The following is a 24,126-nucleotide window of genomic DNA, read 5'->3' on the forward strand; positions in this document are numbered from 1 at the left end:
ACAATCGATGGAAACCTGGTTATCACATTCCTTTAACCGTCCCAAACTCCTTATTGTCGACGACCAACCGACTAATATCCTGGTACTTCATGAGCTATTTCGTGAGGACTGTGATGTGTTCATGGCCACCAGCGGTGAGCAGGCAATCAGCGTATGTCAGACCCAACTGCCCGATTTGATTCTGCTGGACGTAGTCATGGAGGGGATGGACGGGCATGAAGTCTGCCGTCGACTCAAGTCTGACCCTGCAACCCAAGGCATCCCCATCATCTTCATTACCGCACAGCAACAGGAGTCAGATGAGGTGCTAGGTCTGGAGCTTGGCGCGGTGGACTTCATCAGTAAACCCATCAATACCACCATTGTCAGAGCACGTGTGCGAACACATCTAACCCTGAAACTACAGAGCGATCTGCTGCGTTCCATGGCTTTGATAGATGGTCTTACTGGGGTAGCCAATCGACGCAAATTTAATGAGGACATATTGGCGGATTGGCGTCTGTGCTTTCGTGAGCAAAAGCCGCTATCGCTCATTTTGGTGGATGTCGACTATTTCAAACGCTACAACGACCAGTACGGGCACCAGGCTGGAGATGGCTGCTTGAAATCCATTGCTCAAGCGTTATCTGAAACGGTTAGACGGCCCTACGACCTAGTCGCGCGCTATGGTGGCGAAGAGTTCGCCTGCGTTCTGCCCAATACCGTTCTTTCGGGGGCGGTCGACATTGCAGAAAAAATGCAAAAGCGTGTCCGAGCGCTGGGCATCGAGCATTCTACTTCTGATGTCGATCACGTGATGACTATCTCTCTAGGCGTCGCAACATTGACGCCCACTGGCGAACTAGGCTTCGAGACTTTGATAGAAGCTGCGGACAAGCAACTCTACAAAGCGAAGAACGCGGGCAGGGCGCGGGTTTGTTCATCTGCAATGTCGTCCAGTTAAGGGTTTTTCTCGTTGCAGATTGCATGTTTTGGAGCCAGCATCATGCAAAAGATTACTTACGATCCCCCATGCGTCTTTTGACCCTGTAACAGTCATTGATATCGAAAGCCTTCTGGTAATAGTCCGAGCGCTGGAGGCTCGATCACACTGCTTTAACAGCTGCCATTGGTGTGTGATGATTTTGGGGGTTACAAGGCCAGCTTCGAACTCGGTGTGATCGAGATCGGTTGCATGGCTCATGCGCGGCGCAAGCTCTTCGAACTGCACGCGACCAACAAGAGCATGCTCGCCGAGCAGGCCCTGCGCTACATCCAGTTGCTTTACGAAATCGAGAGCGTAGTGCGTGATCTGGAGCCGGATTTACGGCGCCGAATACGGCAAGAAAAAGGTTGCAAGCGGCGCCGTATCGAACGCGATCCGATATCGTTTCAATGCCTAGCAAAGCGCACCCGAGGATTACTCGGTGACAAGGGTGCCAAACTGGTATTGCTCATCAGTCACTGGCTCCATCCACTCGACGTTTTTGCCATCAAGCATTTCGGTAACCGCGAAGTGCGACATTGCCGTGGTCGCAGCCGCACCATGCCAGTGCCGCGTTCCGCATGAGCACGACACAATGTCTCCGGCGCGTATTTCAGTTCGCGCGCCACCTTCGCATTGAGTCCAGCCAACCCCTTAAAGCACGACCAGAATCTGACCGAGCGGGTGCGAATGCCAGACCGTATGAGCGGAGGGCTCAAACGTCACAATGGCACCGCCGGTTCTACCCGGCTCCTGCATTTGGAAAAGTCTGTCGATACGAACGGCGCCGGTAAACCAGGTTTCAAGGCCTTTGATGGAAGGTTGGGTGCCGTTACGGAGGATGGTTTGTGCTTCTGTGCTCATAACGTCTGTTCCTATAATTGGCGTTGCCGCGATACACCGAGGCCAGTTTGTGACGTGGCAGGTAGTTTTGGCCTTACGACAGCACCCGCCCATATAGCAAAATGCGCATACACATCTGGAGGCAAAGCGATTGGCACTCCGGGGTAAACCAGCGTCGACAATTCGAACCTCTTCTAGCCTATTGCGAAAGTCGATTTCCGAGAGCGCTTTGATGCTGTCGAGGGTGTTCTTGTGTCCCGCAGGCTGGGGCATCCCCAGTAGCTGCAAGCGTTCTTGATGATGCACGTCCAGCCAGGTAGGCAAACACGGCCGCAACCACCAGCACCGCAGCGCTCAACTCGAAAGTCGCTCGATACCCACTAAGATCGAATGCCAGACCGCCAATGGTTGCGCCGGAACCAATTGCCAGTTGAACAATGGCCACCATCAGTGCACCTCCCGCTTCCGAGTCATTTGGCAGTGTTTTGGCGAGCCATAACCACCACCCTACCGGTGCTGCTGTTGCAACCAGCCCCCATAAGCCGAGCAAGACGGTCGCAGTTACCACCGAGTATCCAAACACAAGAAGCGCAAGGGCAATGACGGCCATCAGTATCGGAATGGCGATCAACGTCCGATACATGCCTTTCTTCAGGAAGCCTTCAATCAGGAAAGTACCCGCGAGGCCAGCCGCCCCTAAAACGAACAGCATGAGCGACAGCATTGAAGCGCTGACGTGGGTGACCGCTTCCAGAAACGGTCGTAAATAGGTGAACAGCATGAACTGCCCCATGAAAAACACACTGACCGCCAGCATGCCCAATGCCACCGGCGCACTCTTCATTAGCCTGAATAGATTGCCGCTGGCGGAACGACGCTCGGTCTTCATTTTGGGGAAGCTGAGCAGAAGCCATAGGGCGGCAATTGCGGCGACCGGCACGATACAAAAAGACGCACCCCGCCAGCCGATCAGCGCACCTAGAAAGCTGCCAAGGGGCGCGGCAATCACTGTGGCCAGGGCATTGCCGCCATTGACGACTGCCAGAGCGCGTGTCACTTGGTCATCCGGCACCAGCTGCATGGCGGTAGCCGCAGACAGGGACCAAAAGCCGCCAATGGCGACGCCGATAAGCGCGCGGCCAACCATAAACACGGTGTAGTTCGGCGCGCAGGCCACCACCGTTGCGGAAGCGATCATCAGCATCGTAAGGGACAGGAGCAGCCGTTTGCGCTCAACCCGTGCTGCCACCGCTACGATGCCAAGACAGGTCAGCAAAGCGAACAGCCCTGAGACGGAAATGCTCTGGCCGGCCTGTCCTTCAGTGATGTGCAGGTCGGCTGCAATGGGCGTCAGCAGGCTGACGGGCATGAACTCGGATGCCACCAGCGCAAACGCGGCGAGCGACATGGCGAAAACTGCGCCCCAGGATTGCGGGCGATTTTGCGGGGAGACATTTTGATCGGTCATGGATAAAAGAACCTGGGTATCTCGATGCGCACTGCCGGTGGAATTAACAGACGTGTGGTCTCTGTCATCACACGAACCCTTTATGAAGAGGGGACTTGGGCGTGGTACAGATGCTGAAAAGCGGAACCAGGATCAGTACCGCGAGAGAAACGGTGCCTACCTCAGGCACCGATCAATCACTACAGATTTCTCTGGAAGAACGCAGTCAGTTTGGCGAACGGGATAAGGCTGACGCGATCGTACAGATCCACATGACCTGCTCCCGGAATGATGAGCAGCCCTAAGGCCAGCAGCATGCTTTTCATGTGATATTCCTTGCCGTTGAGTTGTTGCCTGCTAGGGGCACATTCTCCGGCGCTGCTCGTCTGTCCTGTAGCGCATTTCGCTGGATTACTTGCCTAATCCGATGAGCTTTCGCTTTCTGGGTGGGAAGGGCACGGGCTGGCGAGTTAGAGTTCGTTCACGAGGTATACGCACCCATGACCATCAAGAACGACACCCACGCTAAGAACACATCGCCCCAAGAGGCTCTTGCGCAGATCATTGGCGCTCGGATCACTCAACCGGGTGATTACCCAACGCCTATTGCTGGTCTCGGTTTCTTTCGGCGTGAACACCCATCACCCCCAGTTGTCTGCATGGTCGAGCCAAGCATCATTCTCGTCGCTCGAGGCGAGAAGCGCCTGTGGGTCGGCGGTGAAGGCTATCTGTATGACACATCGCGATTTCTGGTTACCTCGCTGGGCTTGCCCGCCAATTCAGAAGTGCTGGTGGCGAGCCCTGAGCAGCCTTGTTTGGGGCTGACTTTGAAGCTCGACCTGCGCATGTTGGCGGAGTTGATCGCCCAGGGCAGCCTGCCGCCAAGTGGTGATAACGCCGTTGGGAAAAGCGTGGGAATCAGCTCAGCGACCCCGGCTTTGTTAGCCTCGATTGGGCGTCTGCTCGAGCTGCTGGAGGAGCCCGAGGCGATCCCTGTACTGGCGCCATTGATTCAGCGAGAAATTCACTACCGACTGCTGCTGAGTGACCAGGCTACTAGATTGCGCCAGATCACGTCTGTGGATGGGCAGGGCTATCGGATTGCGAAGGCGATCGACTGGCTAAAACTGCACTATGCCTCGCCGCTTCGCATAGAAGAACTCGCCGCACAAGTACAGATGAGCGCACCGACCTTTCACCACCATTTCCGCCAACTCACTGCGATGAGTCCATTGCAGTACCAAAAATGGCTGCGGTTGAACGAGGCAAAACGCTTGATGCTTAATGAACACTTGGATGTATCGAGTGCAGCGTTCAACGTCGGCTACGAAAGCCCCTCACAGTTCAGTCGCGAGTACAGTCGACTGTTTGGCGCACCACCCAAGCGGGACATTGCGGTGTTGCGGGGGGGGGCAGATAGTTTCGATGTAGGCAGGAACAGCACATTAAAAACGTGATGCATCATGAGTGACGTTCTTGTCGACTGGCTGCTTTTGGCCGACTTCTGTCTGTCACGACTGAGCGAAATCGGCCAATAACAGCCGATCGAACTTGTTTCACCATGCTGTCGAACGGATTATTTTGCCTCTCCACACCAGACTGTTGCGGCCAAATCCATCCCCACTGTATCTGCTTCTGCCTAACTACTACCGGTTAGCATTACTCCTCACCCAAGGAAGTTTTGCTCTATGCCGGACGCCACTAACCTCAACCTATTCATTGTTGCCGCCTTGATGTTGCTGATCGTGCCTGGCCCTAACATGGCTATCGTCAGCAGCCATGCAGTTGCCCACGGCTGGCGCGCCGGCCTCGCCGCAGCACTAGGAATAACCCTGGCCGATGTGCTGATGACCGTCATGGTTAGCGCAGGTCTCGGTGCGCTGGTGATGAGTTGGGCACCTGCGTTTGACTTGCTGCGGTGGGCCGGGGCTTGTTATCTGATGTGGCTGGCCTGGCAGGCATTGAAGACTCCTCCCGCGGACACTGATACTCAAGCTACACAGGCTTCGCTTCGGAAAATCTTTGCCCGAGCCACGCTCAACAGCCTGTTAAACCCCAAGGCGCTTTTGTTCTTCATGGTATTCCTGCCGCAGTTCGTCACCGTAGGTGCCAGCAGCGTCACCTCGCAATTGATGTTCTTAGGTTTATTGCTTGCGCTGATCGCATTGATCTTCCATACCCTGCTCGGATTTTGCGCCGGACGGCTGCATGGGCGCCTCAGCAAAGGCATGATATCTAAACGCCTTGGTGCTTATGGCTTCGCTGCGGTAATGGCCGCTCTGGCGGCACGTTTACTGGTGCTCAACCGGCCGCTTTAAAGGGTCGAGGCACACCGATTTGGCAAAATATTTTCCTTGCCGATCCGCACCGTCGCATACCGTGACCTAGACGAGATATCCGCTATGGGTCGATTTCTGCCTGTCGCCAACGTCAGCTATGGGGCATGGGACTGGCGACCAGTTAAGCATTGAGATTTTGGATGGGGTGATGGTGTTAAGCCAGTCCGCGATACGACTACCGTACCCTAATGTTTGAGGCCTCAATCGATACGAACCGGTAGGGTGGCCCACGGTAACCGAACGCGGTTCAATGCTAGGCGAGCGAGCCAAGTGAGAGCGCCCACTTAAATCGACTTGACCGACACCACTTCAACAAACCTGAATTTCTTTCTGGCCGTCTTAGTAGCTTCTTGCTCTGCAACTAGGGAGCCCAGCGTATCCGCCTCATGTACCATCTCGCGCATCTCGCGCATCTTGCCTTCAAATTCATTTCCCACCAGCAGCGTGACTCTCAGCCTAGGCGTGAAGCCTTTTGAGACTTTCTTTTTCTTTGCTGCCTTGACCGGTTGCACGATCACGGTACCCATGTAATAGCAAATTGCGAGACGATGTATGCGTACACGGGTTTGACCTCGTCGGGCTCCTGTTCTGATCGCAGAGCTGTTGTTACGGAGATGAGATGACATTCCCCCCCTTGCACAATTTTAAAGTGTTCGAGAGCGTGGCCCGCCTGGGCAGTCTGGCAGCCGCCGCGGTTGAGTTGCACGTGACCACCGGCGCGGTTAGCCAGCAAGTCAAAGCATTGCAGGCTAGCCTTGGTGTGGCGCTGTTCGCGAAGCGCGGCCGGCAACTGGTGCTGACCGCCAGCGGCCGACTGCTACAAAAGCATGTAGCGAACGCAATGACCGAAATCAGCGACGCAGTGGCAACACTGCAGACTGGTTTCGCTACAAAGCAGGAGGTTGTCGGGATCACCTTGTCCATTCCCCCTGCGGAGGGCGTGAAGTGGCTGACCACGCCGCTGCTGCGCTTCATGGAGGAGTCGCGCTCGGTACGGGTGAGCGTGATCACCGCGCAGGCCATGCCGCAAGTAGACTGGCGCCGCGCCGATGTTGCGGTGGTCTACGGCACGCCGCCATGGCCAGGCTTATGGTGGCGGCTACTTCACGGCGTTCGCATGACTCCAGTATGCAGCCCGCAATACTTGCGAGGACCGAAGGCCATTCGCGAAGTGCCGGACCTGGCGCGGCATCGCTTACTACACGAAGACAATGGCAGTCAATGGCAGCAATGGCTTGTCGAGGCCGGCTTCAGCCGTGGTGGCGACGAGGATATCTACTTCGAAGATTTCGGCATGGTCTTGCAGGCAGCGCGGGACGGCTTCGGCGTGGCGCTAAGCGATGAAATCGTCTCCGCCCGCGATCTCGATGAAGGACGATTAGTGCGTCCGCTGCCGATCACGATGCCTGCGGTGCACAACTACTATGTTGCCTGTACCGAAGGGACGCGCGAACGCCCGGAAATCCGGGCGTTCATTGACTGGTTACTCTCTACGGCCGGGCAGCCCAATCAATAACCGTAACCCCGACCATCGTTAAACTGGATGTTGGTGAGAATGCTGATGTCTTTCTCCACCTTGTAAAGCTCGGAGCTCTTGATAAGTCCCGGATCGCTGAAGGCTTCACCCTTGGCGCGCCCGGTCTGGATCAGGACCATCTTGTCGCGGATCGCCTGCACGTCGGCGTATGTCATGGCTGGCACTTTGGTGGGGTCCTCGGTGCCGTGAGCGCCATAGATAGTGGTCTGCTCATTGATCACTTTCAGCGTGGCGCCGAGAGAAGCAACGTAGTCCTTCACGTTCCCCGCCAGCAGCCAGGACGGATAGAGGTGGTCCCCCGCCAGCAGAATGTTGTGCGTCTCATCGTAGAGCGCCACTTCGTCTTGCGTGTGACCAGGCACGCTGATCAGGCGCACCTTGAGACCACCCAGGTCGATAATCTCGTCGGGCTGTATCAGCCGCGCTACCTTGAAGGGCGGCACGACCATATGATCGATGCTGCCCAGGTGAACCGACTCCGGAACACGGTAGAAGCCGTCCTTCTCCCTGAACTGGCGGGTAAAGGGTGTATCCACCAAGTAGATGTTCTTAAAGTTGTGCAGGCCGCCAAGGTGATCGAAATGCAGGTGTGAGGGCAGCATCGAGAGCGGCTTGTCCGTGATCTTGCGCACCAATAGGGTGATGTCTTCTTTCTGGTTCGCGCCCGAATCAAACATCAGAGCCTGATCCGTCCCCACCAACAAGTACGAATAGTTCTTCTGGTAGTAGTTGGGCTCGCCGATGGCGTAGAGGAAGTTCGTTAACTTATGCACCATAAAGGCCGGGCTTTGCGCCTTGGAGGCTTCTTGTGCCTGAGTGGCGAATGGAACAGCGAGGAGGGTGAAGGAAGCCAGGGTCAGGATTTTTACGAGCTTGCGCATGGAATGCGAACCTTTTCTCTTATTGTCAACGGATGGCAGATCACTGTCTGCCGTGTCTATCTCACTGACTGTGGGTTCGCATTTCAATGGATGATTTTTAAAGTAGGACACTTCAGATCAACTAAAGCGTGCGGAAAACAGAAACTGAAAAAAGGCAGCAGTCCTTGAGCAAAGGGAACAGAAATAATTGCGATTGAGGACATAACGTATGGGCTATCCAGATCGCTAGCCTCATGTCAGTCTCGTGGCAGACATTTTTTCCGCTAGATCCTGGGGTTTATCGTTGATTCGTGTAGAGGCAACATGAAAAAAGTGAAGTTGGATCGTATCAACCGAGCAATCCTCGAAAATCTGCAAAACAATGCTCGGATCAGTAATTTGGAACTGGCCGAGAAGATTAATCTCTCCCCTAGCGCCTGCCTGCAAAGAACCAAGGCGCTGGAGGATGCCGGTTACATTCGCGCCTACATGGCGTCGATTGACATCGATGCGATCTGTATCAATGTCATGGCCTATGTCATGTTCAGCCTGCGCGATCACGCGGGCCATCTGCGAGTTCAGTTCGAACGCTTCATCGCCAAGCGTCGCGAGCTGGTCGACTGCCTGAAGGTCGATGGCGAGTTCGACTACATTGCCCTGGCCACCTGTTCGACCGTTACCGATTTCAACACGCTCTGTGAACAACTGCTGGATGAAAACCCCAACATCCTGAAAATCAGCAGCAACATCATTCTTGATAAAACCAAGTGGTTTGCCGGCTATCCGCTAGAGAATCTGATTTGGCGGGAGTGACGGGGAGCGACCTGCACAATCTGCGGTAAATGCCCGAGCATCCCGCATCAAGTGCAATGCACACAGGCTATCTCAATCTTTTGCATCGCCGTCTTTGCGGACAATGGTGGTTTTATCCTGAGGGAGAGAACAACCATGTCTGCATCTGCGTACGTCACCCTGGAAACGGCACTGGGGGCCTTTACACTCGAGCTGTTTGGCCAGCAGGCACCGCTTACCACCGCGAATTTTCTGGCTTATGTGGACAGTGGTCGCTATGACGGCAGCAGCATTTTTCGCATCGTCAATCCGTCCAATCAGCAACCGGAAGATCCTGTTCGCATTAGTGTCGTGCACGGGGGCACGCGCCCCTTGGCAGCCAATAATTTGCCCATGATCGAACTCGAAAGCACTCTGCAGACCGGCTTGAGCCATCGACATGGCAGTGTGTCGTTGGGGCGTGACGAGGCCAATAGTGCCGAGGGTGATTTTTTCATCTGCATCGGCGATCAGCCGCACTTCGATCATGGCGGCGCTCGCCATCCGGATGGCCTGGGTTTTGCGGCGTTCGGGCAGGTCTGTGCAGGCATGGAGGTGGTTGAGGCGATCTGGAGCCATGCCGGGGCGCAGGAATATTTGCCGCTCGAGGCTGAGATCGCGATCGTGCGAGCCTATCGTCAGCGGCGAGGTGTGTGATGGGGCGCCATGCGGATGTAAGGGCGGTAATGGCAGCGCGTCGATACGATGCGTTTTTGCTTCCCCGTAGCGATGCTTACCTCAACGAAGACCTGGCCCCGGCTGACGAATCCTTGTACTGGCTGACTGGTTTCAGTGGCAGCGTAGGGCTGGCGGTGCTGACAAAAGAGCGCGCGGCGCTGTTAGTCGATGGTCGCTATACCGAGCAGGCCCGCCAGGAATGCGCTCAGTTCGAGACCTTGATGCTGGATGACAGCAGCCTGTTCAGCTGGCTACGCGGGCAATTGCAACCCGGCGCAACCATCGCCTGCGATTCAAGGCTGCATAGCGTCGATGAGTGTGCGCGCTGGCAGGTCATGGCGGCGCAATCGGGCTTCAACTGGCACGAGTCCCTGGACAATCCGGTGCTTGAATGCTGGCGCAATCGCCCGGTGGCTCCGAACAGCCCGGTGCTTGCCTGGGGGCTGCACCATGCAGGTATGGCTGCGCAAGACAAGCTCGAACACCTCACTGCCAGCTTGGGCATTTCACAATGCGATGCCTTGTGGTTGCCAGCGCCGGATATGTTGGCGTGGCTGTTGAACGTGCGTGGTCAGGATATCGATATTGCCCCATTACCGTTCAGCAGCGCTCTGCTGTACGCCGACGGCCGGCTTGACTGGTTCATCGACACCGACCGCTTGCAACTGCCCCAGGGCTGGCTTCCCGTTGCAGTGACTGTGCGTCCACCCCAATGGCTTGATCAGGCCATCGCAGAACTACATGGCCAGCGAGTATGGATTGATCGCCGAATGTGCACTGCGGCTATTTATCGCCAGTTCGAGTCCGCTGGTTGTGTGTTTTATGAAGCGCAAAATCCTCTGCTATTGCAGCGGGCCTGCAAGCAGCCCGCCGAGTTGCGTGGCAGCCGTGAAGCGCACCGCATCGATGGCCTCGCTCTGTGCCGATTTCTGTATGAGTTCCATTGCCGCTGCGACCGATTTGTCGGGCAGAGCGAACTGTCGATTGTCGAATCTCTGGAGGGCTGGCGTACCCAACATCCCGATTACCAAGGCGCGAGTTTCGAGACCATCGCGGCCACCGGTGCCAATGGCGCCCAGCCCCATTACTTGCCCAAGTCTGGGCGGGCGGCAAAGCTCAAGCACGGCGAGCTGCTGCTGATTGATTCCGGTGGCCAATACCCCCAGGGCACGACCGACGTGACCCGGGTATTGGCTTGCGGCACGCCGACCGCACGTCAGCGTTGTCTTTACACCACCGTGCTGCGCGCCCATATCGCACTGGCTAGCTGTATGTTCCCGATAGGCACCAGTGGACAGCAACTGGACAGCGTTGCGCGGCAGGTGATGTGGCGAGAAGGGCTGGACTACGCCCATGGCACGGGACACGGGGTTGGCAGCTATCTGCATGTGCATGAGGGCCCCCACAGAATTGCCCCTCACGCCAGCGCGGTACCTCTGCAAGCGGGAATGGTGACCTCGATCGAGCCGGGTGTTTACCTGTCCGGTGAGCTGGGGATCCGCATCGAGAACCTCTATGAGGTCGTTGAGGTCGAGGCGCATCCGGGGTTCCTCACGTTCCAGGCCCTTACCCTGGCGCCGTTTGCGATTGAACTGATTGACCGTGGACTGCTGAGCCAGGCCGAAACTCAGTGGCTCGATGAGTATCATTGGACTGTTCAGGTGTCACTGGCGGCCTCTCTGGAGCCGGATGTCGCAGCATGGTTGCTGCGGCAAACGCTACCGAACAACATGCAGTTTCTTGCTGAATAACCGTTGATAGTTTTTCCTGGCCCCTGCAAAAGCGCAGTTAGATTTCAGGAGGGCTGACATCATGTTTCCAGCGTTCGCGAGCGCCTCAAAACAATTCTAATAGTCGGTTTGCCTCCCACTTCATAGTGGGAGAGCAGGCGTTGCCAGTATAGAGGCGAGCATGAACAGTTCAGAAAATGTGATTCCCGACGGGTACGATCGTAGACCCGTGCCCCAGTCCGAAACGGTTTCCGGGACTGGACTAGCGCTGATTACCTTTGGGATAGGGATGACCTTGCCGGTGTTCTGGCTGGGTGCAGACGTGACTCAGAAAGTCGGATTTTCGACTGCCTCACTTATTTTCATCGGTGTATGTGCCGTGCTCGGTTTGCTATGTGCATTGACCGCAATGGTCGGTGTGCGGACACGGCTAAGTACCTACATGATTCTGCAGTTTTCCTTTGGCCGCCATGGCGCCAAGCTGATCAACCTGACCATGGCGGTAACCTTGCTGGGGTTCTATGCCGCCACGGCGGATATCTTCGGCAGCACAGTGGCCAGCGCGGTGCAAAGTTCCTGGGGCATTGTCACGCCGGCGTGGGTGCACTGCGTATGGGGGAGCATCCTGATGACGTTGATGGCCATTTATGGATTGCGCGGGCTGGATCGGCTGTCGATTTATTCGGTGCCGCTTATGGCGCTGTTTATGCTGTTTGCATTGTACCTGGGCTTCCAGCGTGCAGCGCCCGGCAAACTGGGCGGGTTCGCGGGCTCGGGTGACAGCCTGGCACTGGCCATCGCCAGCACCATTGGCATGGTGATTTTGACGCCGGTATTGATGCCTGATTTCACTCGTTATGCACGTACTGAAAAAGATGCCTTGATTGCCATTCTTGGAATGGCCGCAGGTTTTCCGTTTGTGCTTATCGTCGGTGGCTTGTTGTCGATCATCACCGGCCAGAGCGAAATCATGTTGATCATGGCTAGCCTGGGTGTACTGCTACCGGCCTTGGCCGTACTCGTGTTCTCCACCTGGATCACCAACACCGCGAATTTGTATTCCGCGACGCTCACGCTGGCAACCGTCAGCCGTACCGCGAGCTGGAAGCTGACAGTGGGGGGGAGCGTCCTCGCAACTGGCCTGGCTTTAGGTGGGTTCATGACGCATTTCCTGGATTTCGTCCTGGCCTTGAGCATCGTGATCCCGCCATTGGCGAGTATCTATGTCACGGATTTCTTTGTGGTACGCCAACAACGCTATGACATTGATGCACTTAAACAGTCCTCGGCATTTGGCTGGCCGGCACTGATCAGTTGGGCACTGGCCAGCGCAGTCGCCTGGATGACGTCCTTTGAAGGTTGGACGCTGACATCGCAACCCACGTTGGACTCACTACTGGTCGCCCTTGTCGCGTACCTGGTGCTCCACCGATTGACCCCTGTTTCTACGGTAGTGCCGTCGCACTCGTAAAGCCGATAACTCCCCACCCGATGCGTTGACCCGGGGTTTTACCCGGAGGGCGAAGCTATGCCTGTTTTTAGTGAAGCGAACACTGCAAGCAGGTGTTCGACGGCCTGGCTCGTTTTTTTTCTGCCCACCGCAACGCTCATAAAAACAATTAGAAGTTCAGGAGCAATTTCAATGAATATCTTACGACTCATCGTGATAGCCGCACTCGGGTTCAGTTGCGCAGCCCAAGCGCAGGTGTCCAGCACATTGGCCTTGACCTCCGAGTACCAGTCTCGTGGTATTGGATACTCCGGCAACAAACCAGCGCTGAGCATGAGTCTCGACTGGGCTGGAGAGAGTGGTGCATTTGTCGGGACTTGGGTTTCCAGCACCGACAGCTACAAAAGCGGCGATCCCTACGATGATGGCGCAAACATTGAGGTCGATTTCTACGGGGGCTACAACGGCCAACTGGAAAGCGGATTGCGCTATGGCGTGATCGGGTATTACTACTATTTCCCGTCGACAAACTACAACCTCGACTACCCGGAAATCGGATTCAGTCTCGGCTACGGCAACTTTAATACCTATTACTACTACTCCAATGACCTGATCAGCTCGTCCCAAACATCGCGATATGCGGCGGCTGATTACACCTTCAATCTGCCGCTGGCCCTCGATCTGACGTTCATGGCCGGACACTCCTGGGGCGAATACTTTCGTGATCGTGATGTTACCGGTGGCCATGAATACACGAACTGGGAAGTCTCGCTTAAACGTAGCTTCGGCCCGATCAACACAAAACTCAGTTGGGTCGATACCGACCTCTCCGGTCAATTTCACAACAGTGGCGAATACTTTCGTAATGACGGCCGCCTGATTTTTAGCGTTTCCCACACTTTTTGATAAAACAGCCGGCGGCTTCGCGGCTGGCCGGCGTTTGCATGACTGCCGGAGGACTTATGACAATCCGTGTGGCTACCGATATCGGTGGCACTTTTACTGACCTGGTTTACCTGGAAAACGGCGTGATCAACGCGGTCAAGGCCGATACCACACCACCGAACTTTGAACAGGGACTGCTCAATGCGGTCGCCAAAAGTGGCGTCAGTTACGCCGAAATCGAGTTTTTCGCCCATGGTTCGACTGTGGTGATCAACACCCTGACCGAACGCAAGGGTGTCAAAACCGCCTTGCTGACCACCCGTGGATTTCGCGATGTGCTGGAGATTGCCCGAGGCAATACGCCGGATATTTTCAATACCTACTACCGCAAGCCGCCGCCTTTCGTGCCGCGTCATCTGCGTCTGGAAATCTGTGAACGCTTGAATTATCGCGGTGAAGTAGTCACCCCCCTGAACCTTGAAGCCCTGCCAGCCATACTCGACACCTTACGCGTGGAGGGCGTCGAAGCGATCGCGATCTGCCTGCTCCATGCCTATTGCAACCCTGTGCATGAACAGCAATTGATGGCTGCCGTGAGCGAGTTGTGGCCGCAAGTGGCGGTCATCGCTTCGCATCAGGTCAGCCGTGCACTGCGTGAATATGAACGCACCAATACCACGGTGTTGTCGGCTTATGTGATGCCTGCTACGCGGGACTATCTGGATAATCTGTCCACGCACCTGACAGATAAAGGGCTGCAATCGGCACCTTTCATCATGAAGTCCAACGGCGGCATTTCTCCGGTCAATGCGGCCAAGCAGGATCCGATCAGCCTGGTGGAGTCCGGACCAGTCGGCGGCATCCTCGGGGCGCAGGCCTACGGCCAGTTGATCGGGGAAAACCAGTTGTTGGCGTTGGATATCGGCGGCACAACGGCCAAGTGCTCCTTGATCCATGACGGCAAGGTGGACATCAGCAACGACTACGTGATCGAGAAAACCGCGATCAGTGCCGGCTATCCGATCATGACACCTGTCGTGGACATCGTTGAAATCGGCAATGGCGGTGGCAGTCTGGCGTGGGTCGACGCGGCGGGTAGCCTGCGTGTAGGCCCGCAAAGTGCAGGCTCCACGCCAGGGCCGGTCGCTTATGGTCGAGGCGGCATGGCACCGACGACCACCGATGCCAACCTCTATACGGGCCGGATCAATCCGGATGACTTCGCCGGTGGCGAAATCAAACCGGATGTCGAAGGGGTAGAAAAGGCTTTTGCGAAACTGGGAGAGCAGATTGGCGTATCGGCCAAACTGCTGGCCCATGGCGTATTGCAAATCGCCAATGCCAACATGGTCAATGCACTCAAGTTGATTTCGGTCAACCGTGGTCATGATCCTCGTGATTTCGCGCTCATGGCTTTCGGCGGTGGCGGGGCATTGCATGCCACTGCCCTGGCTGCGGAACTTGGGATTCCGAAAGTCATCATTCCGCCGTTCGCCGGTGTCTTTTCGGCGTGGGGCATGTTGATGCTCGATTCCCGCCGCGATTACATACAGACCCACCTGCAACTGCTCGATGACGAAGGGTTGCCTGGCCTGGCCGGGGCTTTTGCCAGTCTTCAGGCCACTGCCGAAGCACAATTTGCCGACGACGGTATGCCGCGCGAAAAGCTCCGTTTCGAATGGCACATCGATGCGCGTTATACCGGCCAGGAACACACCGTAAAAGTAGCCCTTGATGAGCTGCAGTTGCCGTCAATACTCGAGCGCTTTCACGCGCAGCATGAACAGGCCTACACCTTCCGGCTGAAGTTACCGATCGAGGTCGTCAACCTCCATTTGGTGGCATTTGGCGAAGTACCCAAATCGCCCATGGCGCCCATAGGCGTGAGTACTTCGACTACAGCCGAAGTTGCATTGAGTGGACGGCGCTGGGTCGAGTTCGAGCCTGAACAACCTATCAAGACGCCCCTGTACCAACGCTCTGCGCTGCTCAGCGGTATGCGGATCGATGGCCCGGCGATCATCGAAGAGGCGACCACCACGACAGTCGTTCGCCCAGCCGATCGGCTTGAAGTCGACAAGTACGGTGGCCTTCATATCCATATCAACGTGCAGGAGGTTTCGGCATGAGCAACGCCAATCCATTCACCCGCGAAATCATCAAAAACGCCTTGGTGGCTATTGGCGAAGAGATGTTCATTGCCCTAAAACGCACCAGCATGAGCCCGATCATCTATGAAGCACTGGATTACGGCATTGGTCTTACTGATGCGACAGGGCAGTTGATTTCCCAAGGCAACGGCATTCCTGGCTTTATCGGCACACTCGATGGCGCCGTACGCAGTGTGATGGAGAAATTTCCGCTGACCGATATTTTGCCGGGCGACATGTTCATCACCAACGACCCTTACGGCGGAGGTGGCACGCATCTTTCGGATGTCTCGATGATCATGCCGGTTTTCCATAAGGAGCGCCTGATCGCCTGGACGGCCAACAAGGCTCACTGGACGGAGGTGGGTGGCAAGGATCCCGGCAGCTTCAGTTCCGATGCCTCGGAGATTTACCAGGAGGGTTTGCAGTTTCCTACCGTACGCATCTATGACCGTGGGCGGATCAATCAGGCTGTGGTGGACATCATTGCTGCCAACGTCCGCTTGCCAGACATGACGCTGGGTGACCTGCATGCCTGCGCAGCTGCGTTGCGCGTGGGGGAGCGGCGGTTGTTGTCGATCGTGGCCAAGTATGGCGAGGAAACCACCCTTGATGCCATCGAGCGGTTGCTCGAGCACGGCGAGGCGATGACGCTGGCAGCGTTTGCAGGCTTGCCTCGGGGTATTTTTTATGCCGAGGACGTCATCGACGAAGACGGTCTGGGCAACGGGCCGTTTACGATTAAAGTCAAAGTCGAGATCGCTGAAGGTCGCTTCGTGGCTGATTTCACGGGGTCAAGCCTGCAAGCGCAAGGGCCGATTAACAATACCTTGTGCGGTCTGCAGTCAGCGGTACGCGAAGTGTTCATGGGCGTTGTGCGACCCGGTATTGCGGCCAACGCCGGGTGTTTCCGTCCAATTGAAGTGATCTGTCCGCCTGGCACCATTTGCACGGCTCAGCGTCCGGCACCGGTGTCTGCTTACTTCGAGTCAATGGTTGCGGCCGCCGACGTGATACGTCGGGCATTGGCTCAAGTGCTGCCGGATCGCTTGATCGCTGGGCAACTCGGTTCCGTGTGCTCAATGGTATTGAATGGGCGCAACTCCATTACCAACGATGAGTACCTTATGGTTCAGCCGTTGGTTGGCGGTTGGGGCGCGGGGCATGACAAGGACGGAGAGAGCGGTCAGTTCTGTGTGGGCAATGGTGAAACCAGCAACATTCCGGTCGAGTTGACCGAACGTTGTTATGAAGTATTAGTCGAGCGCTATGGTTTTCATCATGAAGAGGGTGGCGCGGGGCATCACTGTGGCGGAAGAGGGGTAATGCTCGATTATCGGATTCTGTCGCCCAAAGCTTGGGTGTCGACATTCTTTGGGCGGGGTATCACCCCGCCGTGGGGAATTGACTCGGGTCATGAAGGCTCGTGCAACTACGCCGAAGTAATTCGCGCACAGGGGCCAACCGAGCGCTTCAGTCGAGCCAATCGTGTAGAGCTTGAAAAAGGTGATTTACTGCGTCTGGTCACTGCCAACGGCGGTGGTTGGGGGCCGACAAAAGCGCGGAGCTTCGAGGCTATTCAGGACGATATCAAAAACGATTACATCTCGGCTGAACAAGCTCGGCGCTACTACCCTGAGCAGATGTCGCGGCTTGAGCTCAACGGCAACTTTTGATTGCCAAAGCAGGTGACGAAACACGTGCCAGTGAGGCCTGCCAGGGACGGCTTGGCTTCGATTGTTTTTATCGAGGACGAATAATGTTTTCTTGTCGCAAGGTCGATGCTCTTTCTAGGCAATTGAGTGAAGTTCCATCCTGCTTGGCGTTGCGGTGGCCCCGTGAGAGGCCATGCAGGCAATGACGCCGCTCGCGATTGGCATCCTTGCGTTGATTGTGTTTCGCGTCAAGAAAGTCAAAGAGAATCGAGGCGATGAGCTTAATAGTTTCAACTACCAAGACATGGTCGTAAACAGTTGGGAAAGCACACACCTTTTGGATAGCTGAATGTCAGCTTTTGGCCGATTCTGTTGAAAAAGTCGAATTTTCACATGGCCTGAACTCAGGCGCGACCACCACCGGAGAACGTACTCACCACAGTGAGTGGTTTTTCCGCCCTTCGGTGACCTTTGCTGCTCTGTTAGTGGGTTAATTTGAGGTTTTTTGCTTGGTGCAGGTGCACCTATCCCGTGACGGGTGGCCCTTGAGATGAAAATTTGGCCAGCCGTCGCAGGTTCTGCACCGCAGCGGCCAGCGTGAATTCATCCGTCGCGCCACTCATGCCACGTAGCCGCAGGCGATCCAGTTTCAGGATGCGCTTGAGATGGGCAAACAACATTTCGACTTTTTTACGTTCGTGGCGAGAGCGCTGATACGCCGGCGTTGCGGCGATGCGCGGAGCCACATCGCGAGCGGCTTCATGGACGCTGCGTGCGATCTTTCGGAACGCAGTGTTCGGGCAGCACTTGGCTTTCATCGGACACGTAGCGCAGTCGGTCTGCCGGGATCGGAAGATGATGGTGTTGGCTTTGGTGACGTGCGAACGCTCATTCTTGAGGGCTCGCCATTCGCTGCGCAATGGGCTGCCGGCCGGGCAGCGGTATTCCTCAGCCTCTTCATCGAGTCCCTCAGGGTACTCACGCACGGCGCGGGTGCTCAGGAATGGATCGCTCCAGTTGACCGGTTCATCTCCCGGTACGCCGCGCTGCCGACTGGCATCCGCTTTGATGATGCTGGCGTCCACGGCAAAGCCTTCGCCCTTGACCAGACCGGCGTCCATGCAACGACGCAGCACTTCATTGAACAACCAGCGAAACAGATCGCTGTCCCGAAAACGGCCGTGTCGATTTTTGGAAAAGGTCGAGTGGTTGGGGATTTCGTCTTCAAGGCTCAACCGGCAGAACCAGCGATATGCCAGGCTCAAATGGGCCTCTTCGCACAACTGCAGTTCTGAGCGAATGCCGTAGCAATAGCCGACGATCAGCATGCGGATCATCAGTTCGGGATCAATCGACGGACGCCCAATCGGGCTATAGAAATCGGCGAGGTAATGGCGCAGGTCGCTCAGATCGAGACACCGATCAATCCTGCGCAGAAGGTGATTGGTTGGGATGTGATTTTCAAGGTTGAACGAGTAAAACAGCCGCTCCTGCCCACTCGATAACTGTCCCATCATGCTGCGTGCTTCCCTGCTGGCCAATGCAGAGTTTTTGCCGCAGGCCAGACAGGGGAGCTACTTTTTCAACAGAATCGGCCAATAGCTGCCCTCCGCGGAGTGCAGCTATTGGCATTCCGGGATATGGCCATATCGCGTCGATCAGTATCGCGTGTTCGTTCAGGAATTCGTTCATTCGATCAAACGACGTGCGAGGTGCTACTGCGATGCCACCGATAGTTGTCTGGCGGAAAATCAACGGCATCAGGCTCTGCGTGACGGTCAGCCCCGTCAGAAATCCGTTTTGCGCGATCTTGGGTTTGGTTTTCCAGTTAAGAATTTCATGTGTGCCAGGAACGTTCATCGTTCTATAGAAGTATTCGTCGGCTGGTTTTTTGGATCCAAGCGTCGCTAATTCAGTTAGCAAGCTTTGAAAGTATTTAAGACCATTGGATCCATGATTTTAAAAGAAATTAAAATTGGTTATGGCTTTTTTGACTAAAGTCTAGTGCGCCTAATAAGCTATAAAAATCAAAGAGTTAAATTTTATTTCGCTTTTATTTTTGATCTCCTGCGAAAATAAAGAAATTTTCTTATCATGTACTTCTTACATTTTTTTGGCTCTCGTGATATCAAAGTACCACTAAATGTTTCTGCCGGAATAAATGAGTCAAGACGGGAGAGATAAGAATCATTGCTATAGGCAATAGTCCAGTATTAACAGCAATTTAACGGCTGAGTATTTTTAGAAATATGTAGAAAGAGCAAGAGGCTTCGGTCGAGTGTCTGGTAGTTAATCACAAAGCATTGCTGCTGTCCTGGGATTAGTTCGATTGCAGACAAGATTTGAAAATTCTATTTTGCTTAAGTATAAGTTCATCATGCTAATAAAGGCAGGGGCTCTGATCTGTCTTTTAAGACAACTATAGTTGGTGTTGATCGTGCTAAATATATTGTAGTGTTGCCCCGAGCCCCTCATGTCTGAAGCCATTCGTCTGATTATGTTGGTCTCGTTTTTCGCCGCGCATCCTCGCAATTAGCGACGGGTAACCCTCTGTGTAAAATAAAATCCAGCTGTATGAAATAAGGTTAAGTATCTAACTAATAAAAGTTTTTTGACCGGGTGGTGTTGTTTTTAAGGCTGATAAATCGTGAGTTTGTCAGTCGGTGAGAAGCAAGATGAGAATGAACTGCTATGGTGAAAGTGTCTAGTCGTGGTGTTGTAAATGCTTCCGGGATTTATCGTTTGTTCCGATGCTTAGACCTTAATTAGAATGGCCACCATAAAAATGGTAACTAATTTTTTGGAGCGCGACATGACCGTTTTTCCAAGCGCATTGACTTCGTCAAAGGGTTGCCAAGGTTGTAAAAGCAATATTGATCTGGATTTAGATTTTACTTTCGCTTTTCAGCCGATTGTGGACGTGCGCGATCAATCGGTTTTTGCACATGAGGCGTTGGTGAGAGGTGTTAATGGTGAGGGGGCTCTTTCAGTGCTGGAGAAAGTAAACGATGACAATCGTTATCGATTCGATCAGCTTTGCCGCATGCGCGCTATTTCTACTGCTGCGCAACTTGGAATGACTGAAAACCTATCGATTAACTTTCTTCCTAACGCAGTTTATCGTCCAGAGCTTTGCATTAGAACCACGTTGGAAACCGCACGAAATCATAATTTTCCGCTCGATCGACTGATTTTCGAAACAGTCGAAAGCGAATACGTTGATAATAATCATCATCTCACCAATATTCTACGTGAATATCGGGAATTCGGCTTCAAAACAGCAATTGATGACTTTGGTGCAGGTTATTCAGGGTTAACACTGCTGGCAGACTTTCAACCGGATTTTATAAAACTTGATCTAGAATTGGTGCGTAATATTCATCGTGATCGCGCTCGTCAGGCTATCGTCCGAGGTGTTGTCATAATGTGTGCAGAACTGGGTATTGAAATCATTGCAGAAGGAATCGAACATTCCGAGGAGCGGGATTTTCTAACCGAATGCGGAGTTTATCTGATGCAGGGGTATTGGTTCGCCAAGCCTGCATTTCAAGCAATGGCTCTGGTCGCTCCTGACACATGGCAAAAAGCGCAGATTTCACAGGCGCGTGATGAAGCCGGTGCTCTTTAAGGCTCTTTGTGAAGTGTTCCTTGTGCTCAGGTTTGAGCAGAGTTTCTACTGTACTAGCGGGTAACTTTGCAAAGGCCTAATTGGTAGGGCCGAATACCGCCATAGTTGAATGCTAAACGGGTAGAGAAGTTATTGCGATATGGCAAGGTGAAGACAGCCCAACTGGGCCTTTACAAATTAATATTGTACTTTGCGAGTGAGTAGAGAAATGAATCTTACATTCGAAGAAGCATCGATACAGGCATTGTTGGCCGTGCCTGATCAGCTAGATACTCTGGACTTCGGCATAATCGGGTTTGACGACGCTTCAGAAGTGGTAATCTACAATACTTTTGAAGCTACAAGTGCTGCCTTGCGACAGGCGCGTGTTTTAGGTAAGAATTTATTTTTGGAAATTGCTCCCTGCTTGAATAACGCAATGGTCGCGCAAAGATTTGAGAACGAACCTGAGTTGGACGTGATCATTTCTTACGTTCTAGCACTTAGAATGCGGCCCATCCCAGTAAGATTAAGGCTGCTTAAAAAAATTGATAATAATACCCGCTTCCTATTGGTTGAATGGGCATAAAAATGAGTAGCATAGAGCTGGTCAATGACTCAATCGAGTCAGATTACGAAGCATTAATTTCATTCATGTATCTATCGCCAGTTGGGCTGGTAAGAACCGACCTCAGCGGGAAAATTGATATGCTTAATCCCATGGCAACACAATTGTTGATGCCATTGGTTAAGTCTATTGGCCTTGAAAATCTGTTTGAAACACTTGCTTCCGTGGCGCCTGAGTTACGTAACCTTGTAACGAGTTTTAGAGAATCATGCGGATCAATATGCGTAAGTCATAGAATTCACGTGTCGTCTGCAGCCGACGGAGGTATTGTTCTCGCATGTACAATTGTGAAGGTCAACGACGAGGTTCTGATAACAGTCCTGACTGATATTTCTTGCCAGGTTGCAACTGAAAGGAGACTAAAGCAGACAGACTCATGGCTGGACGCCATCTATACGATTGTTAACGATTTCGCAGTCCTCGGCTTGACTAAACAGGGAGTAATTAATAGCTGGAGTCCTTCGGCAGAGCGTTTAACAGGTTACACGGAATCCGAGGCTATTGGTGAGACGTTGAGCCGCTTCTATAGTTTGTCTGCTTTGGAAGTTGATGTGTTAAAGGAGCAACTCATATTCGCACGTGAAGAGGGTTGGCATTCACGAGACTATCTTTGCCAGCACAAATCAGGACGCAGTTTTTTTGCTCAAACAATGATCGCCGTTTTGCGCGACGAAAGTGACGAGTTTTCTGGCTATACCGTTGTATTTCGAGATATCACTGAGCGAAAGGTGTCGAGTGATAATCTGGCCAATTTGCTCACTAAAGACCACCTCACAGGCGCAGTTAACCGCGCTCACTTTTTCAACTTGGCAGAGAAAGAGTTGGCTCGGGCAAGTCGATACGAACACTCAATATCGATAATCATGTTAGACGCCGATCACTTCAAGCATGTTAATGATAGCTGGGGGCATCCCATTGGCGACGAAGTTCTTAAGTCTATAGTCAACATTGCCGAGGGAGTTCTTCGTCCCGGAGATACTATCGCTAGGTTTGGAGGCGAAGAATTTGTCGTTATGTTGCCTAAGAGTAATAGCATCGAGGCTTCAGTGATTGCTGAGCGACTAAGGAGCAGCATTGAAGCATCTAGTGTCGAGGCTGGTGATGAGGTAATCAAAATCACAGTCAGTATTGGGTGCGCCTCGATGAGTCAATCGCGATCCACTCTGAAACAGTTGTTAGTCTCAGCAGATAGCGCGCTCTATCAAGCAAAATCCAGGGGTAGAAACTGTATAGTTGATATTGATGACTGCTGATTGATGGCATCTCGTGGGTTAACAAGAGATAGGTCGCAAAGCCATTGCTGAAGATGTCGAGGATATGTGCCAGCTGTTCCCGATACTGAAGGAAAGACCCAAGCAGCAAACTGGCGCCATGTCTGGCGGCGAGCAACAAATGCTGTCCATTACCAGGGCGATGATGTCCTGTCCGAAGTTTTTGATTTGGGATGAGCTGACAATGGGGCTTTAACCGAAAATGAACGAGGCTGTGCCTGGAGACCCTTCGATATATCCGATCACACAATACGCCAATCCCGCTGTTCGAATAAAACACAGTGGAACCCATCCAAATGGCGACCCGGGTGTTTAAGCTTCGCGTCACGGAGATCGTTTCCGTGCTGGCGGGGAAAAGCGCGACCGAAGAATCTTTGAAAGACATCTCTCTATGCATCACTGGCCTTTGCGTTTTCTGCTGTCCAAGTAGGGGCGGACCGCTGATCAAGAGGGCCTATTGCCTTGCTGGCCACCTTTCAATTCAAGCCACAAGTTCAAGCTGTTTGTCGATGTGAATCTTTCAGGTATGAATCTAATTTGGGTCACTTGAATGGCTGCTTCTGCATGGAGGCAGCCAGTCATTGTTTTCATTCACCACCCCGGATCTACGCAGATCGACTGACGGGGATAGCAACAGTCACCCTCCCTCTATATCAACGCAAATTCCGGGCGCTGCGGACAAGCTATCGAGAAATGCGGCAATCTGCCGGGAGCTGCGCAAGTGCACCACGGGAACGTGCGGGCCAATGGCCAGGCGCACGGCCTCGATACCTTGGCGGTAGCCACGATCGAAATTCCACACGAAGTTGAGGAAGGTCAGGAACGCCCGGTCGAGCTTCTCGGTACAGCCTGCTGCGAGGTCAGCGCGAGGGCGGTTCATGGCGCTGCGGATGATCACCCGGGTCAAACAAGTGAGCCGCGACGTATCGAGCCAGATGATAAGGTCGGTACGGGGCAGGCGAAGGTCGAAGGTTCGCCGGGCGTAGTTGCCTTCGCAAATCCAGGCATCCGCTGCGATTGCTTCGCGAACCCGGGTACGGAACTGCTCCGCGTCGGGTTCGACCCAGCCGGGCTCCCAGAACAGCGTGTCGAGGTGCACCACGGGCCGGTTCAGGCGCTTGCCGAGGGTGCGGGCGAGGGTAGATTTGCCGCTACCGGCATTGCCCAGAATGACAATCCGTTGCATGAGGACTTCCTGTCGCGAAAAAAGCCGACAATTGTGCCGGTTTTGGATGACCAATCAAAGGCTGG

20 protein-coding genes and 4 pseudogenes are annotated in these 24,126 nt (G+C 54.0%); 16 read left to right on the top strand and 8 right to left on the bottom strand.

Annotated features, from left to right (window positions below; all coding sequences use genetic code 11):
- The first annotated feature begins 7 nt into the window (after nucleotides 1-7).
- Both ACI77H_RS08615 and ACI77H_RS08620 read left to right on the top strand, forming a co-directional pair.
- Nucleotides 8-943 carry a diguanylate cyclase gene (locus ACI77H_RS08615; RefSeq protein WP_407011484.1) on the top strand — a complete coding sequence of 312 codons (936 nt, stop codon included), beginning with the start codon at nucleotides 8-10 and terminating at the stop codon, nucleotides 941-943.
- A gap of 165 nt (nucleotides 944-1,108) precedes the next feature.
- Nucleotides 1,109-1,327, top strand: a pseudogene (locus ACI77H_RS08620) (transposase); the annotation flags it as partial.
- A gap of 72 nt (nucleotides 1,328-1,399) precedes the next feature.
- Here ACI77H_RS08620 and ACI77H_RS08625 read toward each other — a convergent pair.
- From ACI77H_RS08625 to ACI77H_RS08635, 3 genes and pseudogenes are all read right to left on the bottom strand, one after another.
- A pseudogene (locus ACI77H_RS08625) lies at nucleotides 1,400-1,828 on the bottom strand (cupin domain-containing protein).
- Nucleotides 1,829-2,006: 178 nt separating this feature from the next.
- Nucleotides 2,007-3,275 (bottom strand): MFS transporter, encoded by a 1,269-nt coding sequence (locus tag ACI77H_RS08630; protein ID WP_407011485.1) that lies wholly within the window; start codon nucleotides 3,273-3,275, stop codon nucleotides 2,007-2,009.
- A gap of 179 nt (nucleotides 3,276-3,454) precedes the next feature.
- Entirely contained in the window at nucleotides 3,455-3,580 is a 126-nt protein-coding gene (locus ACI77H_RS08635) for a hypothetical protein (RefSeq protein WP_407011563.1), read from the bottom strand.
- 174 nt (nucleotides 3,581-3,754) lie between these two features.
- Here ACI77H_RS08635 and ACI77H_RS08640 point away from each other — a divergent pair, with 174 nt between their 5' ends.
- Both ACI77H_RS08640 and ACI77H_RS08645 read left to right on the top strand, forming a co-directional pair.
- Nucleotides 3,755-4,711, top strand: a complete 957-nt coding sequence (locus ACI77H_RS08640) for an AraC family transcriptional regulator N-terminal domain-containing protein (protein WP_407011486.1) — start codon at nucleotides 3,755-3,757, stop codon at nucleotides 4,709-4,711.
- A gap of 231 nt (nucleotides 4,712-4,942) precedes the next feature.
- Complete coding sequence (locus tag ACI77H_RS08645) at nucleotides 4,943-5,572, top strand: LysE family translocator (RefSeq protein WP_407011487.1); 630 nt, start codon at nucleotides 4,943-4,945, stop codon at nucleotides 5,570-5,572.
- Between the two features lie 305 nt (nucleotides 5,573-5,877).
- On the opposite strand, the pseudogene ACI77H_RS08650 reads toward ACI77H_RS08645, so the two are convergent.
- A pseudogene (locus ACI77H_RS08650) lies at nucleotides 5,878-6,111 on the bottom strand (hypothetical protein); the annotation flags it as partial.
- A gap of 101 nt (nucleotides 6,112-6,212) precedes the next feature.
- Between ACI77H_RS08650 and ACI77H_RS08655 the strand changes: the two are divergent.
- On the top strand, nucleotides 6,213-7,109 hold the full coding sequence (locus ACI77H_RS08655; RefSeq protein ID WP_407011488.1) for a LysR substrate-binding domain-containing protein: 897 nt from the start codon (nucleotides 6,213-6,215) through the stop codon (nucleotides 7,107-7,109).
- Here the strand turns inward: ACI77H_RS08655 and ACI77H_RS08660 are convergent.
- Nucleotides 7,103-8,011 carry an MBL fold metallo-hydrolase gene (locus ACI77H_RS08660; protein ID WP_407011489.1) on the bottom strand — a complete coding sequence of 303 codons (909 nt, stop codon included), beginning with the start codon at nucleotides 8,009-8,011 and terminating at the stop codon, nucleotides 7,103-7,105. The two genes, ACI77H_RS08655 and ACI77H_RS08660, sit on opposite strands and share 7 nt — an antisense overlap.
- A gap of 303 nt (nucleotides 8,012-8,314) precedes the next feature.
- Here ACI77H_RS08660 and ACI77H_RS08665 point away from each other — a divergent pair, with 303 nt between their 5' ends.
- The 7 genes from ACI77H_RS08665 to ACI77H_RS08695 all read left to right on the top strand — a co-directional run bounded on the left by ACI77H_RS08665 (nucleotide 8,315) and on the right by ACI77H_RS08695 (nucleotide 17,390).
- Entirely contained in the window at nucleotides 8,315-8,803 is a 489-nt protein-coding gene (locus ACI77H_RS08665) for an Lrp/AsnC family transcriptional regulator (RefSeq protein ID WP_407011490.1), read from the top strand.
- A gap of 135 nt (nucleotides 8,804-8,938) precedes the next feature.
- Nucleotides 8,939-9,478 carry a peptidylprolyl isomerase gene (locus ACI77H_RS08670; protein WP_407011491.1) on the top strand — a complete coding sequence of 180 codons (540 nt, stop codon included), beginning with the start codon at nucleotides 8,939-8,941 and terminating at the stop codon, nucleotides 9,476-9,478.
- Nucleotides 9,478-11,250 carry an aminopeptidase P family protein gene (locus tag ACI77H_RS08675; protein WP_407011492.1) on the top strand — a complete coding sequence of 591 codons (1,773 nt, stop codon included), beginning with the start codon at nucleotides 9,478-9,480 and terminating at the stop codon, nucleotides 11,248-11,250. The genes ACI77H_RS08670 and ACI77H_RS08675 overlap by 1 nt, the downstream gene beginning before the upstream one ends.
- A gap of 160 nt (nucleotides 11,251-11,410) precedes the next feature.
- Nucleotides 11,411-12,700, top strand: a complete 1,290-nt coding sequence (locus ACI77H_RS08680) for a purine-cytosine permease family protein (RefSeq protein ID WP_407011493.1) — start codon at nucleotides 11,411-11,413, stop codon at nucleotides 12,698-12,700.
- 171 nt (nucleotides 12,701-12,871) lie between these two features.
- On the top strand, nucleotides 12,872-13,585 hold the full coding sequence (locus ACI77H_RS08685) for a TorF family putative porin (RefSeq protein WP_407011494.1): 714 nt from the start codon (nucleotides 12,872-12,874) through the stop codon (nucleotides 13,583-13,585).
- A 56-nt stretch (nucleotides 13,586-13,641) separates the two neighbouring features.
- Nucleotides 13,642-15,693, top strand: a complete 2,052-nt coding sequence (locus ACI77H_RS08690) for a hydantoinase/oxoprolinase family protein (RefSeq protein ID WP_407011496.1) — start codon at nucleotides 13,642-13,644, stop codon at nucleotides 15,691-15,693.
- Nucleotides 15,690-17,390 (top strand): hydantoinase B/oxoprolinase family protein, encoded by a 1,701-nt coding sequence (locus tag ACI77H_RS08695; RefSeq protein WP_407011498.1) that lies wholly within the window; start codon nucleotides 15,690-15,692, stop codon nucleotides 17,388-17,390. Before ACI77H_RS08690 ends, ACI77H_RS08695 begins: the two co-directional genes overlap by 4 nt.
- A 503-nt stretch (nucleotides 17,391-17,893) precedes the next feature.
- On the opposite strand, the gene ACI77H_RS08700 is transcribed toward ACI77H_RS08695, so the two are convergent.
- Together ACI77H_RS08700 and ACI77H_RS08705 are read right to left on the bottom strand one after the other, a co-directional pair.
- Nucleotides 17,894-18,886 (bottom strand): transposase, encoded by a 993-nt coding sequence (locus ACI77H_RS08700; RefSeq protein ID WP_407011499.1) that lies wholly within the window; start codon nucleotides 18,884-18,886, stop codon nucleotides 17,894-17,896.
- A 121-nt stretch (nucleotides 18,887-19,007) separates the two neighbouring features.
- Nucleotides 19,008-19,193: pseudogene (locus ACI77H_RS08705) on the bottom strand (NAD(P)-dependent alcohol dehydrogenase); the annotation flags it as partial.
- A 988-nt stretch (nucleotides 19,194-20,181) separates the two neighbouring features.
- Here ACI77H_RS08705 and ACI77H_RS08710 point away from each other — a divergent pair.
- The 4 genes from ACI77H_RS08710 to ACI77H_RS08725 all read left to right on the top strand — a co-directional run bounded on the left by ACI77H_RS08710 (nucleotide 20,182) and on the right by ACI77H_RS08725 (nucleotide 23,071).
- A complete protein-coding gene (locus tag ACI77H_RS08710; RefSeq protein WP_407011501.1) occupies nucleotides 20,182-20,997 on the top strand; it encodes an EAL domain-containing protein in 816 nt (271 codons plus the stop codon).
- Nucleotides 20,998-21,205: 208 nt separating this feature from the next.
- Entirely contained in the window at nucleotides 21,206-21,565 is a 360-nt protein-coding gene (locus ACI77H_RS08715) for a hypothetical protein (RefSeq protein WP_407011502.1), read from the top strand.
- Nucleotides 21,566-21,567: 2 nt separating this feature from the next.
- Nucleotides 21,568-22,857 carry a diguanylate cyclase gene (locus ACI77H_RS08720; RefSeq protein WP_407011503.1) on the top strand — a complete coding sequence of 430 codons (1,290 nt, stop codon included), beginning with the start codon at nucleotides 21,568-21,570 and terminating at the stop codon, nucleotides 22,855-22,857.
- Nucleotides 22,858-22,921: 64 nt separating this feature from the next.
- Nucleotides 22,922-23,071 carry an ATP-binding cassette domain-containing protein gene (locus tag ACI77H_RS08725; RefSeq protein WP_407011505.1) on the top strand — a complete coding sequence of 50 codons (150 nt, stop codon included), beginning with the start codon at nucleotides 22,922-22,924 and terminating at the stop codon, nucleotides 23,069-23,071.
- Nucleotides 23,072-23,512: 441 nt separating this feature from the next.
- Here ACI77H_RS08725 and ACI77H_RS08730 read toward each other — a convergent pair whose 3' ends face one another.
- Nucleotides 23,513-24,061, bottom strand: a complete 549-nt coding sequence (locus tag ACI77H_RS08730; RefSeq protein WP_407011506.1) for an AAA family ATPase — start codon at nucleotides 24,059-24,061, stop codon at nucleotides 23,513-23,515.
- Between the last annotated feature and the right edge of the window lie 65 nt (nucleotides 24,062-24,126).

The organism is Pseudomonas sp. O230, from assembly GCF_045447035.1.
Classification (GTDB): Bacteria; Pseudomonadota; Gammaproteobacteria; order Pseudomonadales; family Pseudomonadaceae; genus Aquipseudomonas.

Bases quoted from the DNA above. Each gene is read 5' to 3' on its own strand.
- ACI77H_RS08715 (WP_407011502.1), top strand. From the start codon at position 21,206: ATGAATCTTACATTCGAAGAAGCATCGATACAGGCATTGTTGGCCGTG.
- ACI77H_RS08695 (WP_407011498.1), top strand. From the start codon at position 15,690: ATGAGCAACGCCAATCCATTCACCCGCGAAATCATCAAAAACGCCTTG.
- ACI77H_RS08630 (WP_407011485.1), bottom strand. From the start codon at position 3,275: ATGACCGATCAAAATGTCTCCCCGCAAAATCGCCCGCAATCCTGGGGC.
- ACI77H_RS08700 (WP_407011499.1), bottom strand. From the start codon at position 18,886: ATGATGGGACAGTTATCGAGTGGGCAGGAGCGGCTGTTTTACTCGTTC.
- ACI77H_RS08655 (WP_407011488.1), top strand. From the start codon at position 6,213: ATGACATTCCCCCCCTTGCACAATTTTAAAGTGTTCGAGAGCGTGGCC.
- ACI77H_RS08685 (WP_407011494.1), top strand. From the start codon at position 12,872: ATGAATATCTTACGACTCATCGTGATAGCCGCACTCGGGTTCAGTTGC.
- ACI77H_RS08690 (WP_407011496.1), top strand. From the start codon at position 13,642: ATGACAATCCGTGTGGCTACCGATATCGGTGGCACTTTTACTGACCTG.
- ACI77H_RS08725 (WP_407011505.1), top strand. From the start codon at position 22,922: ATGTGCCAGCTGTTCCCGATACTGAAGGAAAGACCCAAGCAGCAAACT.
- ACI77H_RS08640 (WP_407011486.1), top strand. From the start codon at position 3,755: ATGACCATCAAGAACGACACCCACGCTAAGAACACATCGCCCCAAGAG.
- ACI77H_RS08660 (WP_407011489.1), bottom strand. From the start codon at position 8,011: ATGCGCAAGCTCGTAAAAATCCTGACCCTGGCTTCCTTCACCCTCCTC.
- ACI77H_RS08730 (WP_407011506.1), bottom strand. From the start codon at position 24,061: ATGCAACGGATTGTCATTCTGGGCAATGCCGGTAGCGGCAAATCTACC.
- ACI77H_RS08665 (WP_407011490.1), top strand. From the start codon at position 8,315: ATGAAAAAAGTGAAGTTGGATCGTATCAACCGAGCAATCCTCGAAAAT.
- ACI77H_RS08615 (WP_407011484.1), top strand. From the start codon at position 8: ATGGAAACCTGGTTATCACATTCCTTTAACCGTCCCAAACTCCTTATT.
- ACI77H_RS08635 (WP_407011563.1), bottom strand. From the start codon at position 3,580: ATGAAAAGCATGCTGCTGGCCTTAGGGCTGCTCATCATTCCGGGAGCA.
- ACI77H_RS08710 (WP_407011501.1), top strand. From the start codon at position 20,182: ATGACCGTTTTTCCAAGCGCATTGACTTCGTCAAAGGGTTGCCAAGGT.
- ACI77H_RS08645 (WP_407011487.1), top strand. From the start codon at position 4,943: ATGCCGGACGCCACTAACCTCAACCTATTCATTGTTGCCGCCTTGATG.
- ACI77H_RS08680 (WP_407011493.1), top strand. From the start codon at position 11,411: ATGAACAGTTCAGAAAATGTGATTCCCGACGGGTACGATCGTAGACCC.
- ACI77H_RS08720 (WP_407011503.1), top strand. From the start codon at position 21,568: ATGAGTAGCATAGAGCTGGTCAATGACTCAATCGAGTCAGATTACGAA.
- ACI77H_RS08675 (WP_407011492.1), top strand. From the start codon at position 9,478: ATGGGGCGCCATGCGGATGTAAGGGCGGTAATGGCAGCGCGTCGATAC.
- ACI77H_RS08670 (WP_407011491.1), top strand. From the start codon at position 8,939: ATGTCTGCATCTGCGTACGTCACCCTGGAAACGGCACTGGGGGCCTTT.